Source organism: Curtobacterium sp. PhB146 (genome assembly GCF_004342995.1).
Taxonomy (GTDB): Bacteria; Actinomycetota; Actinomycetes; order Actinomycetales; family Microbacteriaceae; genus Curtobacterium.
Window position 1 is genome coordinate 1015777 of sequence record NZ_SMBN01000001.1, and the last position, 14582, is coordinate 1030358.

Annotated in this window: 12 protein-coding genes and 1 tRNA gene; 2 read left to right on the top strand and 11 right to left on the bottom strand. The window is 71.9% G+C overall.

What is annotated here, in order from left to right; translation table 11 throughout:
- Positions 1–15: 15 nt before the first annotated feature.
- The 10 genes from EDF33_RS04995 to EDF33_RS05040 all read right to left on the bottom strand — a co-directional run bounded on the left by EDF33_RS04995 (position 16) and on the right by EDF33_RS05040 (position 10786).
- The gene (locus EDF33_RS04995; RefSeq protein ID WP_243692356.1) at positions 16–1410 is read right to left on the bottom strand and encodes a M20/M25/M40 family metallo-hydrolase; all 1395 of its coding nucleotides are present in this window, start codon (positions 1408–1410) and stop codon (positions 16–18) included.
- Positions 1407–2966 (bottom strand): ABC transporter substrate-binding protein, encoded by a 1560-nt coding sequence (locus EDF33_RS05000; protein WP_165918715.1) that lies wholly within the window; start codon positions 2964–2966, stop codon positions 1407–1409. Before EDF33_RS05000 ends, EDF33_RS04995 begins: the two co-directional genes overlap by 4 nt.
- Complete coding sequence (locus EDF33_RS05005) at positions 2963–4099, bottom strand: FAD-dependent oxidoreductase (RefSeq protein ID WP_243692357.1); 1137 nt, start codon at positions 4097–4099, stop codon at positions 2963–2965. The genes EDF33_RS05000 and EDF33_RS05005 overlap by 4 nt, the downstream gene beginning before the upstream one ends.
- Complete coding sequence (locus EDF33_RS05010; protein ID WP_132099434.1) at positions 4096–5364, bottom strand: FAD-dependent oxidoreductase; 1269 nt, start codon at positions 5362–5364, stop codon at positions 4096–4098. The genes EDF33_RS05005 and EDF33_RS05010 overlap by 4 nt, the downstream gene beginning before the upstream one ends.
- A 101-nt stretch (positions 5365–5465) precedes the next feature.
- A complete protein-coding gene (gene bla, locus EDF33_RS05015; RefSeq protein WP_132099435.1) occupies positions 5466–6434 on the bottom strand; it encodes a class A beta-lactamase in 969 nt (322 codons plus the stop codon).
- A 26-nt stretch (positions 6435–6460) separates the two neighbouring features.
- Positions 6461–7471, bottom strand: coding sequence for an ornithine cyclodeaminase family protein (locus tag EDF33_RS05020; RefSeq protein ID WP_131881313.1), 1011 nt, complete (start codon positions 7469–7471; stop codon positions 6461–6463).
- Complete coding sequence (locus EDF33_RS05025) at positions 7468–8370, bottom strand: ABC transporter substrate-binding protein (protein WP_132099436.1); 903 nt, start codon at positions 8368–8370, stop codon at positions 7468–7470. Before EDF33_RS05025 ends, EDF33_RS05020 begins: the two co-directional genes overlap by 4 nt.
- An 80-nt stretch (positions 8371–8450) precedes the next feature.
- The gene (locus EDF33_RS05030; RefSeq protein ID WP_243692358.1) at positions 8451–9899 is read right to left on the bottom strand and encodes an MFS transporter; all 1449 of its coding nucleotides are present in this window, start codon (positions 9897–9899) and stop codon (positions 8451–8453) included.
- 181 nt (positions 9900–10080) lie between these two features.
- Positions 10081–10698, bottom strand: a complete 618-nt coding sequence (locus EDF33_RS05035) for a GntR family transcriptional regulator (protein ID WP_131881309.1) — start codon at positions 10696–10698, stop codon at positions 10081–10083.
- A gap of 14 nt (positions 10699–10712) precedes the next feature.
- Positions 10713–10786, bottom strand: a tRNA-Gly gene (locus tag EDF33_RS05040).
- A gap of 198 nt (positions 10787–10984) precedes the next feature.
- On the opposite strand from EDF33_RS05040, the gene EDF33_RS05045 reads away from it, so the two are divergent.
- Together EDF33_RS05045 and EDF33_RS05050 are read left to right on the top strand one after the other, a co-directional pair.
- Complete coding sequence (locus tag EDF33_RS05045) at positions 10985–12151, top strand: DUF6177 family protein (protein WP_132099437.1); 1167 nt, start codon at positions 10985–10987, stop codon at positions 12149–12151.
- Complete coding sequence (locus EDF33_RS05050) at positions 12141–12488, top strand: hypothetical protein (protein ID WP_123293483.1); 348 nt, start codon at positions 12141–12143, stop codon at positions 12486–12488. The genes EDF33_RS05045 and EDF33_RS05050 overlap by 11 nt, the downstream gene beginning before the upstream one ends.
- A 30-nt stretch (positions 12489–12518) precedes the next feature.
- On the opposite strand, the gene EDF33_RS05055 is transcribed toward EDF33_RS05050, so the two are convergent.
- Positions 12519–14579 (bottom strand): cytochrome c oxidase assembly protein, encoded by a 2061-nt coding sequence (locus EDF33_RS05055; protein WP_131922143.1) that lies wholly within the window; start codon positions 14577–14579, stop codon positions 12519–12521.
- Between the last annotated feature and the right edge of the window lie 3 nt (positions 14580–14582).

A 14582-nucleotide genomic window follows, 5' to 3' on the forward strand; every position in this document is an offset into this window, starting at 1 on the left:
CGGCGTCGTGCGACGTCAGGCGCGGACGCACCCGAGCCCGTCGAGGAACAGCGCCTCGGCCAGGGCCATGTGCTCGATCTCGGACGGATCGACGCTCTCGTCCGGCGCGTGCACGTTCGCAGCCGGCTCGGACACCCCCGCCAGGACGACCTCGACCCCCGGGATCGCCCGTTCGAGTGTCGCGCAGAGCGGGATCGATCCGCCGCCGCCGAGGGAGCCCACCGAGGACACCCGGTACGACGACGCCAGTGCGCTCCGGAACGCCGACGAGTACTGCCCCGCCGTCGCCCGGAACCCGTCGCCGGTGCCCGTGACCCGCGCGGTGACCTCGACCCCGGAGGGCGCTCGCCGCAGCAGGTGCGCCACGAGCAGTTCGCCGGCGGCAGCGGGGTCGACCCCCGGCGGGACCCGGAGGTTCAGCGCGGCACCGGCTGTCGCCTGCACGGACGGCGACGACCCGGCGACCGCCGGCGCATCGATGCCGACGACGGTCAGCGCCGGCCGTGCCCAGACCTGGGATGCCGGGTCCCCGGACCCGATCGGCACCGCGCTGTCGAGCAGCCCGGCGTCGGCGGCGAACCGGTCGGCGTCGTAGGGCAGACCGTCCCAGGTCTGCGAGGCCTCGAGCCCGTCGACGGTGGTGTCCCCGGCGTCGTCGCGCAGCGTGGCGAGCAGGGCCACCAGGGTCGCGATGGCATCGGGCGCCGCACCGCCGAACATCCCCGAGTGCACGTTGCCGTGCAGCGCTCGGACGCGCAGCTCGACGAACGCCGTGCCGCGCAGGGTGGTCACGAGCGCGGGGACCCCGACGGCGGCGTTGCCGGCGTCCATCACGACGGCTGTGTCGACGGCGGCGAAGTCCGCTGCGTGGGTGGACACGTACTGCTCGAGACCGTCGGTGCCCTGCTCCTCGGACCCCTCGACGACCACGACGAGTCCGACCGGGAACGAGCCGTGCACGTCGAGCAGGGCCCGCAGCGCCACGAGGTGGGTGACGACCCCGCCCTTGCAGTCAGCAGCGCCGCGACCGTACAGGCGACCCTGTCGCTCGGTCAGGGTCCACGGGTCGCTCGTCCACGCTGCGAGGTCGCCCGCGGGCTGGACGTCGTGGTGGGCGTAGAGCAGGACCGTCGGGGCGCCGGGCGGCGCGGGGTGGGTCGCGAGGACCGCCTGCGAGCCGTCCGACGTCGTGACGAGGCGCGAGGTCAGGCCGAGGCCGTCGAACGCACCCCGCACGCGCTCGGCGACGCGGCGGCAGTCGTCGAGCGACTGCACGGCCGGGTCGTGGACCGACGGGATGGCGACGAGCGCCGCGAGCTCGTCGAGCCCCGCGGGCATCCCGGCGCGGACGGCGTCGCGGAGCGGGTCAGCGGGCTCGGTCGCCTGCAGCGCTGCGTCGCCGGTGCTCACGAGCGCCCGATCTCCCAGATGCGGAACTCACCAGAGGCGTCGACCGACTTCGTCAGCCCGGTGAGCGACTTCTGCCCGATGACGTTCTCCTGCCCGGCGAGCAACGGGATGAGCGGCACGGACTCGGCGGTGTCCTGCTGGATCTCCTCGATCTGCTTCGTCCGCTCGGTCGCGTCGGCCTCGACCGCCTGCGCGGCGACCAGTTGCTGCACGGCCCGGTCGTCGAAGTGGTTCGCGAGCAGGTTGACGTCCTCGGAACCGTAGGCCGGCGTCAGGTACGACGAGGCGTCGGGGTAGTCCTGGAAGAACCCGAGCTGGAAGACCGGGTACTCGCCCTTGCCGACGTTCCCGACGTAGGTGTCCCAGCTCGCCGACTGCAGGTCGACCGTGAACAGGCCGGTGTCCTCGAGCTGCTGCTTTATCAGTGCGTACTCGTCGTCCGACCCGGAGCCGTAGTGGTCGGTCGTGTACTCGATCGGCAGCGTGACGGGCGTGCGCACGCCGGCCTTCTCGAGGATGGCCGCGGGGTCGGCGCCGTCGTACTCCGTCTGGAACGCATCGGTCGCGCCGGTGAAGTCGGACGGCACGATCGAGTACGCCGGAGCGTAGGTGCCCTGGTAGACGTCCTTCGCGATCGCCGCGCGGTCGACCGTCGCGGCGACGGCCTGGCGGATCGCGGTCTTCTGCGCGGTGTCGTCACCGGGCATCGTGTCGAGGTTGAAGCCGAGGAACCGGACCTCGCCCGACGAGCCCTGGACCCGCTGCAGGCCGTCGTCCTCGGACAACGAGGTGACCTCGGTCGGCGTGAGCTGGCGGTACGCCACGTCGGCGTCGCCCTCTTGCACCGCGAGCTTGAGGTCGGCGGACTTCGTGTACTGCTTGATCGTCACGCTCGACGACTCCGGCGCGGTGCCGTCGTACTCCTTGTTCGCCGTCAACGCGATGGTCGCCCCGCCGTCGGCGGACTGCTGCAGCGCGTACGGACCGGACCCGACGACCCCGTCGTCCGCGTGGACCTTCGTCCCCGAGAACACACTGCTGTCGACGATCGCCCCGGCCATGCTCGCCAGGACGTACGGGAACGTCTGGTCGTTCGCCTGCTTCAGGGTGAACGTGACCTCGTCGCCGTCGGCCGCCACGGACGCCATGTTGGCGAGCAGCGACCCCGGACCGTTCTCGGAGCCGATGCCGACCTGGCGCTCGAACGAGAACACGACGTCCTTCGCCGTCAGGGCGTCACCGTTCGAGAACGTGAGCCCGTCACGGATCCGGCACACGTAGTGGGTGCCGTCGGTGAAGTCGCACGACTCGGCGACCTCGGGACTCGTCGTGGTCTCACCGGCCGGGTAGGTGAGCAGGTGCTGGTACAGCTGCGTCTGCACCGTGTAGCTGCCGCGGTCCCAGGCGCCGGCCGGGTCGAGGGACGTGACGGGATCGGTCGTCCCGATCACCAGGCCGTCGGAGACGTCGGTCGACGCCCCGGTCGAGGCGCAGCCGGTGAGCACGGCGGCGACGGCAGCGGAGAGCGCGAGCGCGGAGAGGAGTCGGGTCGTCACGGGGTTCCTGAGGGGGATGGTTTCGAGAGGGAGAAACGGGGATGTGCGGCCCCGCCGGTCGCGAGGTCGGCGATCATGTCGCCGAGCAGCGGTGCGAACTTGAAGCCGTGGCCGGAGAACCCGGTCGCGACGGTGACGGGACCACGTCGGTCGATCACGAAGTCCTCGTCGGGGGAGTTGTCGTACAGGCAGCTGATGAAGGTCGGCTTCGTCGCGTCGACACCGGGCACGTACCGCGCGACGTAGGCCTGCAACCGCTCGGCCTCGGCCGGCACGGGCGTGAAGTCGCGGTGGTCCGGATCGACGACGGGGCCGGTGCCGTGGAACCCGACCTTGACGCCCTCGCCCGGGGTGAGCAGGCCGTACACGTCGTCGTCGGCAGCCCAGTGCACGAAGCTCGGCCACGCCTGGTCCGGCAGACGGCTGGGGAAGTGCGCGGGCTGCTCCTGGGTGACGCGGATGGCCGGGAGGCCCGCCCCGCGTCCGGCGAGCAGGTCGCCGACCAGCGCGGGTGCCCACGACCCCACGGCCGCCACCACGGACGAGCTGCGGTGGGTGGACCCGTCGGACAGCGTCACGGTCACGTCGCCGCCGTGGTCGTCGAGCCCCGTCACCCCCGTGTCGAAGCGCAGCTCGGCGAGCCCCGTCCGTTCCGCCAGGGTGAGGAACACCTCGATGGCGCGGTCGGACCGGATGCGACCGGCCGTGGCGTGTGCGAGCACGTGGCCCTCGAACGCGATCCCCGGCCAGCGTGCGGCCGCGGCGTCCGGGCTGAGGGTCTCGTGCGGGATGCCGGCGTCCGTCAGTGCGGCGGCGATGGCGTCGACGACCTCGGCGCGGCCGTGGTCGACGGCCCCGGTGCGGACGATGAGCTCCTCGTCCGCAGCGCCCTCGAGCGCTTCCCACAGCAGCAGGGCGCGGGAGGTCAGGGCGACGTACTCGGGGTCGGCGTAGCCCTGCCGGAAGATCCGGGTCGCGCCGTGGGACGAGCCGTTGTGGTGCCCGCGCGCGTGCTGCTCGACGAGCAGGACGCGCTCGCCGCGGAGTGTGAGGGCGTACGCGGTGGCGGCGCCGACGACCCCGCCGCCGATCACGACGTGCGTCGGGGCCCGGTCGCTCAGCACGTCGCTCATGCCACGGCTCCGGCTCGTCGGGCGTCGGCCTCGCGCCGCGCCGGCATCATCGCCACCACCTCGGCCTCGGTCGGGGCCGCCGCCGGGAACCGTGCCGGGGCGTAGCGGCTCGCGTCGCCGAGGGTGGTCGTGCCCGTGACGCTCAGTTCCGCCGCGATCCGCCCGAGACCCGGGCCGTGCGTGACGCCGGACTCGTTGTCGCCACCGGCCACCACGAGCCCGTCCAGCTCGGGGACCGCGCCGACGATGAAGTTCCGGTCGGCGGTCATCGAGACGACGCCCTGCGTGGGGGTCTCGTCGACCCCGAGCACGCTCGCGGCGGCGGGGAGCAGCCGGGCGACGATCGGGTGCAGGTACGTCCGCATGGCGTCGAGCAGGTCCGTGCGAACCGGTCGGCGGTCGGGTTCGTCGCTCCGGTCCGCACCGCCGACGTGCAGCGGCTCGTACCCGGGCCCGGCACCGTACGTCAGGCCGCCGCGGTGCTCACGGATCCACAGGCCGTGCAGCTCCGGCAGCATCAGGGTCGGCAGGGTGCCCGGCAGACCGAACGGCGTCGTCACGAGCCGGCTGGCGACGACCCGGACCGTCGGCAGCTCGCGCCCGAAGGGGGCGAGGAGGGCGTTCGTCCAGCTGCCGGCGGCGAGCACGACCTTCGCGGCGTCGATGACCTCGCCGTTCGCGGCCCGGACGCCCGTGACGGAGCCCCCACGGGCCTCCAGACCGGCGACCGCCGTGTGCTCGCGGATCTCGACGCCCCGCGCACGGACCGCGTGCACCAGCGCTGCGGCCGTGTCCGGCGCACTGATCTGGATGCCGTCCGGATGGAGGAAGCCCGCGGTGACGGCGGTCGGGTCGAGTCCGGGCACGAGATCGGCCGCTTCGGCCGGGGTGAGCGTGCGCGCACCGGCCGGCCGGAGCGGGTGCTGCTCGAACGGCGGCAGGTGGTCGGCCCGGCCCTGCTCGGTGACGGTCAGCCAGACGTTGCCGTTCTGCCGGTACCCGGTCGGGCCGTGGCCGGCGCCGGCGAGGTCGCGGTAGAAGTCGATGCCGTACTGCTCGACGTCGCGTTCGGACTCGTTCCAGTACCAGGCGTACCCGGCTGCCCACTGGCCGACGAACCCGGCGCCCGCGGTGGTGGTGCCCCCGGCGACCGTGCCGCTGTCGAGGAGCAGGACCCGCTGCCCGAGCCCGGCGAGGTGCCACGCGGCGCTCAGTCCGATGATGCCGGCGCCGACGACGACCACGGGGGATCCGGAGGAGGACATGGAGCGAGCGTAGTGTCCCGGGGTCCCCGACAGGTGTCGTTCATGACGCCGTGTGACGCGGTGCAGAACGGCGATCGCCGCCCCGGTCGATCAGCGGTCGGTCAGCGGTCGAACGCGTCGAGCACCGCCGATGCCGACCGGGCCACCAGGGCGTCGTCGTAGGCGGCGTCGGGGTCGTTCCGCGTGGTCAGGACCGAGAGCACGATCGGGTCGCCGCCGGGCGGGGTCACCCGCGCCACGTCGTTCCGGATCGGCCCGGCGCCCCCGGACTTGTCGACCACGACCCAGCCGTCGGGTGCGCCGGCCCGGATGAGTGCGTCGCCGGTCGCGTTGCCGCCCATCCAGTCGACCAGCAGCGCGGTGTCGGCGCGGTCCAGGGTGCTGCCGTCGAGCACGGTCGCCAGGGCTGCGGTGAACGCCGCCGGGGTCGTGGTGTCCTCGGTGCTGCCCGGCTCGATGGTGTTGAGGTCCGGCTCGCCGTGGACCACCTCGGTGGTGGTGTCGCCGAGCTCGGTCAACGCGGCGTCCAGGCCGCTCGGACCGCCGATGCGCGTGAGTACGAGGTTCAGGGCCGTGTTGTCGCTCATCCGGACGGCTGCCTCGGCCAGCTGCTCGTACGACAGCCCGTCGGCCACGTGCTGTTCCGTCACGGGGGAGTACCCGGCAGCGGCGACGTCCGCGGCCGTCCAGTGCACGACCTCGTTCCGGGCGTCCGCGGGCACCGAGCGCAGGAACTGTGCCGCGGCGAACGCCTTGATGGTCGAGGCGTAGCCGAAGCGTCGGTCACCGTTGTACGCGACCGTCTCACCCGTGACGGTGTCGGTCGCGACGACGCCGACCGTCGCGTCGTACTCGCGTTCGAGGCCCGCGATTGCTCGGCGGACCGGGGCGGTGGTCGCGGCGTCCGTCCTCGGCGGCGGCGTCGTCGCAGGGGTGCTCGTCGGTGTGCTCGTGGACCGTGCGGACGACGTGGCCGACGCGGTCGGTGCACCGGAGCCGCCACCGGAGCACCCGGCGAGGACGAGCACGGCGACGGTGCTGCCGACGACCAGGGGGAGAGCACGGTGCATGGGAGCACCCTGCCGCTCGACCCTGGTCACACGCCGGGAACCGGCACCCCGACCCGGGCGACGGAGACCTGCGTCCCGACGCCCCGCTCGCGGGCGAGGTCGATCAGCCGGGCAGCGACGGCGAGGTCCTGCGCGCCGAGCCCGACCGAGTCGAACACGGTGATCTCGTCGTCCCCGTTCCGGCCTGGTGCGCGTCCGGCGACGACCTCGCCGAGTTCCGCCGGGTGGAGGTCCTGCGGGACCGCCCCCTCGACCACGGCCTCGAGCAGGTCACCCGACTTCGTCCAGGCGGTGGCCCGGCTGTCGACGAAGAGCGTGCCGCGTGCCATCGCCGCGCCGTCGAGCTCCCGGTGCGTCGGGCGGGGACGGGCCCCGACCGCGTTCACGTGCTGGCCGGCGTGCAACCAGGCGCCGCGGACGATCGGGTCGACCGAGGGCGTCAGGGTGCAGAGCACATCGGCCTCCTCGACCACGCGACGGACCTCCGGCGCGACCACGCACCGCCGGGCCACGTCCGGTCCGACGGCCTCGAGGAACCGGGTGACCGTCCCCGACGACCGTGACCACAGGACGATCCGCTCGAACGGTCGCGTCGCTTCGAAGGCACGGACGTGCTCGACGGCGAGGTTGCCCGCGCCGAGGATCCCGAGGGTCCGGCTGCCCGAGCGGGCGAGGTGCTTCGTCGCGACCACGGTGGTCGCCGCGGTCCGCGCCCGGGTGATCGTCATGCCGTCGAGCACGGCGACGCACTCGCCGGTGACCGAGGAGGACACCAGGATCGTGGAGCGCTGCGACGGCAGCCCTCGCGCACCGTTGTCGGGGATGTCGGCCATCAGCTTGACGGCGACGAGCCCGAGCCGGTCGGAGCGCACGGCCATCGGCAGGAAGAGAGCGTCGTCGGCGCCGGTCAGGGCGACCGGGGCCGGCTGCTGCATCGCGCCGGTCCCGAGGTCGGCGTGGACGGCCTCCACGGCCCCGACGACGTCGACGGCGTCGATGAGACCGGCGACGTCGGCGGCGCCGAGGACGACGGTCACGACGCGGTGACGGCGGTCGAGGCGCCGAGCAGCTCCTCGAGCGACGGGGTGTGGGTCGTGAGGCCACCGTCGAACAGGATGCGCATCCAGCGGTCGGAGGCATCGCGGTCGACGACCGCGGAGTCCCAGACGCCCCCGGCAGCCATCTCGTCGGCGGCCCGTCGCAGCAGGGCGGCGTCCTTCTCCGGCCACCGGGCGGCGAGCACGGCCGCGATCTCGGTGTCGGCGTCGCCCGCGGTGATCTTGGCCATCGCGGCGGCGATGCCGTCCATGAACCGGTCGACCCGGTCGCCGAGTTCGTCGATGCGGTCCGTGCGCGTGTAGTAGACGCTGTTCGGCATCACGCCACCGGCGTCGAGGTGCCGGAAGACGATCGTGCCCCCACCGGCGGCGACCAGTTCCTGGGCGGAGACGAGGTCGAGGATGATCGCGTCACCGAGCCCGCCCTGGTACAGCTCGATGAGCATCGCGGTCGACAGGTCGCGGACGAAGCGGGTCGCCGCGACGTCGAACCCGGCCTCGCGGACGAGTCCGGCCGTGAACTCGTACGGGGCGCTCCCGCCGGCGCCGGGCGCCAGGACGACCTTGCCGGCGAGCCAGTCCAGCGTGATCGGGGTCGTCTCGTCGCGGGCGACGATGGTCATCGGGAACCCGTGGTTGAGCTGGCCCACGACCGACAGCTTGCGCGGGGTCCCGGCGTACATCGCGGGGACCCAGAGACCGCCGAGGGCGAGGTCGGCCTCGTGCGAGTCGATGTCGTCGAGGACGCCGGTCCACGGGTCGCAGGCCTTCGCGGTGACGGACAGGCCGCGCTCGGCGAACAGACCGCCGACGTCGGCGACGTACTCGGGCAGGTAGTTGAGGCCGTTCGCGGTCGCCGAGATGTTGAGGGTGTCCATGGTGTTCTCCGATCGTGGGGTGGTGGGCCGGGGTGTCCGGCCCACCGGGGTGGTGCGGTTGGTGCGGGTGGTCAGGTGGGTCAGGCGGTGGTGGTCGAGAGGGCGTTCTCGTTGACGTCCTCGAGCGACCGGCCGCGGGTCTCCGGGGCGAAGCGTGACGCGACCACGAGGACCGCGTACATGACGGCGGCGAGTCCGAAGACGCCGGCGAAGGCCCACGAGCCGTACAGCGCGATCGCGGCGAACGGCATGACCGCTCCGGCGATGTTGCCGATGCCGTTGACGATCGAGGCACCGGAGGCGCGGATCGCGGTCGGGTAGACCTCGGCGGTCCACGCCGCGAGGGTGGTGTTCGTCAACATCGTGAAGAACTGGAACAGGGCGCCGAGCACCAGGATCGCGGCGGTGTCGTTGCCGAAGGCCGCGAACGCCAGGGCGGTGAGGCAGCCGAGGATGCCCGCGACGGCGATGAGGGGCCGTCGTCCGACGCGGTTGGCGAGGAGCGCCGCTGCCGTGCACCCGAGGAGCGATCCGATGTTCATGATCATCGTGTAGATCAGGCTCTGCGACACCGTGTAGCCACGCTCGACGAGCAGGGTCGGCATCAGGAAGTTCAGCGTGACCTGCACACCGAAGGCCATCCACGAGGCGACGCCGATGGCGATCGTCCGACGGAGCACCAGCTTGTGGAACACCGCTGCGGGCGATGAGTGCAGAGCGACCGGGGGCAGGTCGGCCGGCGTCAGGCGCACCGGGGGAGCGGCGTCGGCGGGCGGGGTGAGCGTGTTCGAGGCGAGGACCGCGAGCGAACGGTTCGCTTCGTCAACCCGCCCCTTCGACAGCAGCCAGCGAGGCGTCTCGGGCAGCTTGCGGCGGTACAGGACGACGAACAGGGCGGGGATCGCGAGGATCACGAACGTCCAGCGCCAGACGTGGTCGTCACCACCGAGCGGGGCGGCCAGCGGGCCGAGCAGCAGCAGGAAGAGGCCGTAGGAGATGAAGTTGCCGATGCCGCCGGCGCCGACGTTGATGGTCGCGATGAGGCCGCCGCGGTACTTGGTGGCCACCATCTCGGACAGCATCGCGATGCCGATCATGAACTCGCCGCCGACGCCGATCCCGACGATGAACCGGCTGACGAGCAGCATGTCGAAGTTGAAGGAGACGGCGCTGAGGAGGCCGCCGAGCGTGTAGACGAGCAGGTTGAGTCCGAGCGAGAACCGCCGACCGTACTTGTCGGCGAGCCAGCCGGCCAGGAACCGGCCGACCAGGCCACCCAGGACGGTGGCGGTGTTGATCGTGGAGAGCTGGACGTCGCCGATGGCGAGCGAGGCCTTGATGTTGGTGGCCATCGCGCCGATGGAGTTCTGTTCGAGCGTGTCGAAGAACTCCCCGGCGAGGATGAGCATGAGGACCCAGAACTGGGCCCGGGTGAAGCCGATCGAGTCGAGGGCGGATCCGACGCCGCCGGAGGACGGGGTGGCGGAGGCGGTTCGGGTTGGTGCGGTGGAGCGGGTTACAGCAGTCATTCGTAACTCCAGCGGGGGAAGAGTGAGGTGGGTGCACCGTGCGGTCACTCTTTTGTATACGAAAAGCTGTTTCGGGCTGGTTTCGAACACGAGACGGTTCGTTACGGCTGCCTGAATCACCTGCATATTCAAGCATCCAGGCAGAGCGTCGCCAAGCTCGCGGGCCGTTTTGTATACGTTCTTACGGGTTCAGGGCCCGGTAGATCGCTTCGTCGCGGCGCAGGTGCTCGTCCATCAGCAGCCCTGCCTGTACCGAGGCGCCGCGCAGGATCGCGCCGGCGACGGCGGTGTGGTCATCGCTGCTCGACGCCACCTCGTCCTGCGTCACGCGCTCGAACGCCCACGCCGTCTGGTGGATCAGGTGGTCGATCATCGTCTCGAGCCGGCTGTTCCCCGAGGCTCGTGCCACCAGCCCGTGGAACGCGAACCGCGGTGAATGCGCGGCCTCGACCTCTTGGTCGGACCGGTGTTCGCGACCGACGGCACGGAGCAGGTCGGCGCAGTCGCCACCCTGGCGACGGGCGGCGAGCTCGGCGGCGAGGACCTCGAGTCCTCGGCGGATCTGCATGAGCTCGATGACCACCTCGGTCGAGGAGTCGGCGACCCGGACGCCCTTGAACTTCTCGGACTCGACGAACCCCTCGGTCTCGAGCTGCCGGAGTGCTTCGCGCACGGGGACCCGCGAGACGCCGAAGCGTTCGGCGAGGGCGTCTTCCTTCAGCCGGGAGCCACGTGCGAGCGTGCCGGCGATGATCTCGGCCCTGATCGCCTTGAGGACAGATGCCGGCTTGGACTCCACAGCACGATGCTAGTTGGAGCGAGTGACGGGAATCGAACCCGCGCTACCAGCTTGGGAAGCTGGAGTTCTACCATTGAACTACACTCGCGCGCCCCGCAGAACGGGACTCGGCAAGCCTAGCGGATTCTCGCCTGGAAGCCAGCCGACCGCGCACCGTACGCCTCCTGTCGGGCGTGTGTCGGGCCTCCCGAGTCTCCGCTGTGAGCACGCCAGCCTGACGGACAGGTGTCGTCCTCGTGTGTACCGTCCAGGGAGTTCCAGCGCCGAAGAACCCGAGGAGGACCGGATGGTCAGGCATCCCCTCATCGACGACGTGGTCGGTCCCGCCATCGTGGTCGAGTCCGCCTCGCCGGTCGTGTGGCTGACGGACGCGCTCGCCTCACTGCTCCGCCGGTCGGCGGACGCCGGCCGCATGGTCGTGCTGCGGACCGGGCGCGAATCCGCGATCACCCCCGCCCTGCGGCACGCGCTCGGTGCCTACGGTGCCGCGTGGGCAGTCGCCGACTTCGACGGGACACTGCGCGACGGCCGGACCGGTGCGGCAGCCTCGGGCATCGAGGACTTCGTGCACCGCGGCCCCGAACTCGTCGGTACACCGTCGCCCGAGCACCCCGTCGCAGCCGACTCCGTCCGCCAGATCAGCATCGACCTGACGCTCCGCCACCACGCCGAGCGTGCCGTGGACATGGGGTCCGCGATCGAGGCCCTGTGCCACACCGTCGGCACCTGCCCCACCCGCTGGGGCACCGCCGAGCCGCTCACCGTGCCGTGGGACCGATGGGTCGTCACGCAGTACGCCAAGCACGAGGCACCCGGGGTCTCGACCTCGTACGCCGTCGGCGAGGGCTTCTCTGCCACGATGACCGCCCACCTGGTCGGTGGCGTCGTCGTCGAGACGATGTCCGCCGTCTTGACCGTGCCCGAGGAGAACACCGACCCGGAGCTCGCGAACCGCCTGTTCGACGCCGTGCAGCAGGTCGCCGACCAGGTCGTGCCCGTCTTCGGTGTGGTGATGCAGCGCCGGGGGGACGCCGACCACCTGATCCGCGCGGTGTCGCACGGCGAGCCGTCGCCGCTCGCCGTCGTCGTCGGACCCGAAGCCTCCGAGTTCCTGGACCGCGACGGGGTCTGGCCGCCACCGCGCACCACGACGGCGACGTTCGGCACCCGGTCCGGGGCAGGCACCCGGTCCGGGGCAGGCACCCGGTCCGGGGCAGGCGACCGGTCCGGGGCGGGCGACACCGGTGCCGCTGACAGCGACATCGTCGACGGCGGCATGATCGTCCGCTTCGAGGACGGCTGGGAAGCCCTCGAGTCCTTCCTCGACCGCATCGACGAGGACCGCTTCCTGCAGCTCGTCGGCGGAGCGCCCCTCGACCCGGCCCACGACGAGGGCACGCTCGACGGACACGTGCGGGACGCCCGGGTGGCAGGCGGTCACGGTGCCGCGTGACGTCACCATCCTCTGCCGCCAGCCGGTCGAGCCGCGGGAGGTCGCCGAGGCGCTGCTCCTGCACGACGAGTCCTGGGGTGTCCGAGCCCTCGACGACGGCCCGATGCTGCAGGTCTGCCGCGACGCCACGCACCCGGTGATCACCGTGCTCGGGGTGCGGCGGGTGGACTCGTTCGACGAGGTCGAGCGGATCCTGCCGGACGCTCCCACGATCGCGACGCCGCTGTGGTGGGTCGACACCGTCACCCCCGCCGGGGCCGACGGCGAGTCCGGGATCTCGGCGGCGCTCGAGGCCGCGCTCGACCTCGACGCGGTCTGCATCGTCCACGGCGACTGACGGAGCCGACGCGGACGCCGGACGCGCGCGTCAGTCGCGGCGCGCGGTGTCGGTCGCGTTGATCGCCGCCAGGCGTTCGTTGTACGCCTTCAGGTCGGCGTCACCGTCGCGTTCGGCCTTGCGGTCGAGCCGCTTCGCGTCGCGCTTGTCCGTGCGGATCCAGTTCCGCACCACGAGCAGCGCGACGAAGACCATCGGCAGCTCGGAGGCGCCCCAGGCGATGCCGCCGCCGGTGTGCTGGTCGTCGAGCAGCGCGGCGTCGTTCGTCTGGCCGAGTGCGTGGAACCAGTCGATCGCGAACACCGACTGCGAGGTCATCACGGCGACGCCGAAGAACGCGTGGAAGGCCAGCGTCGCGAGCAGCGCGATGATCAGGATCGGGTACGGCGGACGCTTCGGCCCCGGGTCGACGCCGACGAACACCCAGAAGAACAGGTAGCCGCTCAGCACGAAGTGGACGACCATCGCGACGTGCCACTCGTGCGACTGCATCGCCGCCTGGTACGCCGGCGTGAAGTAGAACACCACGAGCGACCCGGCGAAGATCACACCCGCGACGGCGGGCTTCCCCATGAACTGCATGTACCGCGAGTGCACGAAGAGCATGAGCCACTCGCGGGCCCCGCGGGAACCGTCGTTGCGGACCGGCAGGGTGCGCATGGCGAGCAGCACCGGCCCGCCGAGCACGAGCGGCAGCGGCACGAACATCATGAGCAGCATGTGCTGGACCATGTGCGACGAGAAGTGGATCATGCCGTACACGGCCGGTCCGGCCGACGTGGTCCAGATGAACAGGGCGCAGCCGATGACCCAGGCGATGGTGCGCCCGACGGGCCACTTGTCGCCGCGCTTCCGGAGCTTCCGCACGGCGAGCAGGTACCAGACGGCACCGACGACGGCGAGCCCGAGCCACACCCAGTCGATGTGCCACTGCGTCAGGTACGTGTGCATCGTCTGGGCCGGCGGGAACGGGAACCCGATCAGGCCGGAGCGGGTGTCCTCACCGGTCTCGGGTGTCTGCGGGATCGGCGGCTGCGAGCGGGACACGGCCACCGAGACGCCGATCGCGACGGCCATGAACACGATCTCGGCGAGCGCGAACCGGGTGAACCGACGGCGGTCGAGCGGCGCGCGGAGCAGCCCGGGCACCAGCTTGCGGCGCTGCACGACGCCGGCGATCCCGAGCAGCACCAGGATGACGGCCTTGACCGTGATGAGTGCGCCGTACGGGGTGGTGACGAGGTCGAGCGGACCGGTCAGCCGCAGCGAGGCGTTGACGATGCCGGAGAACGCGACGGCGCCGAACGACCACCCGGCCAGCGTGGAGTAGCGGGAGACCACCCGACCGGTAGCGCCCTTCGTGCGGGTGCGCAGCAGCACGACGGCGACGAGCCCGCCGGCCCAGACGCACACCCCGATCAGGTGGATCGCGAGGGAGTTCACGGCGTTGGCGTGCTCGAGCGAGCCGGCGGCGTGGCCGGACAGTGCCAGGGGGAGCAGGGCGAAGAGGCCGAACACGGTGGCGACGGCGAGCGTCGTGACCCGGGTGGCGAACGCGGCGAGCACGGTCGCGATGAGGATCGCCGCCGCGGAGACCACGAGCGCCTGACCGATCTCGACCTGGAACGCGAACAGCATGAAGTTGCGGGCGAACACCGGACTGGTGAGCGGGACGCCGAGGGTGTTGGCGCCGGTCAGCACGACGGTGACGGCCGCGGCGAGGAACCAGATCGATCCGGTCGCCGCCGCCCAGCGCGTGGCGCGGTGCTGCACGCTCGACAGTGCCCGGTGGTCCTTCTTCTGTGCCGGCAGCGCGAACGCGGCGACGATGAGCAGGCCGACGGTCAGCGCCGCCATGGTGTCGTGCACCACGCGGGCGATCGGCAGGCCGTACTCGACCACGTCGCCGGCGGACACCAGCTGCTGGTTCGCGGTGAACGCCCCGGTGATCGTCAGGCCGAGGATCGAGCACGCGACCGCGAGCGGGATGGCGACGACCAGCACGGTCGCGACGGTGGACGTGCGCGCGGTGACGGGCGCGGATTCCGGCGCCGGGCCTCCGGGCTGGGTTGCGGGGGACGTGACGGTCATCAA

Bases quoted from the DNA above. Each gene is read 5' to 3' on its own strand.
- EDF33_RS05055 (WP_131922143.1), bottom strand. From the start codon at position 14,579: ATGACCGTCACGTCCCCCGCAACCCAGCCCGGAGGCCCGGCGCCGGAA.
- bla (WP_132099435.1), bottom strand. From the start codon at position 6,434: ATGCACCGTGCTCTCCCCCTGGTCGTCGGCAGCACCGTCGCCGTGCTC.
- EDF33_RS05025 (WP_132099436.1), bottom strand. From the start codon at position 8,370: ATGGACACCCTCAACATCTCGGCGACCGCGAACGGCCTCAACTACCTG.
- EDF33_RS05010 (WP_132099434.1), bottom strand. From the start codon at position 5,364: ATGTCCTCCTCCGGATCCCCCGTGGTCGTCGTCGGCGCCGGCATCATC.
- EDF33_RS05030 (WP_243692358.1), bottom strand. From the start codon at position 9,899: ATGACTGCTGTAACCCGCTCCACCGCACCAACCCGAACCGCCTCCGCC.
- EDF33_RS05005 (WP_243692357.1), bottom strand. From the start codon at position 4,099: ATGAGCGACGTGCTGAGCGACCGGGCCCCGACGCACGTCGTGATCGGC.
- EDF33_RS05045 (WP_132099437.1), top strand. From the start codon at position 10,985: ATGGTCAGGCATCCCCTCATCGACGACGTGGTCGGTCCCGCCATCGTG.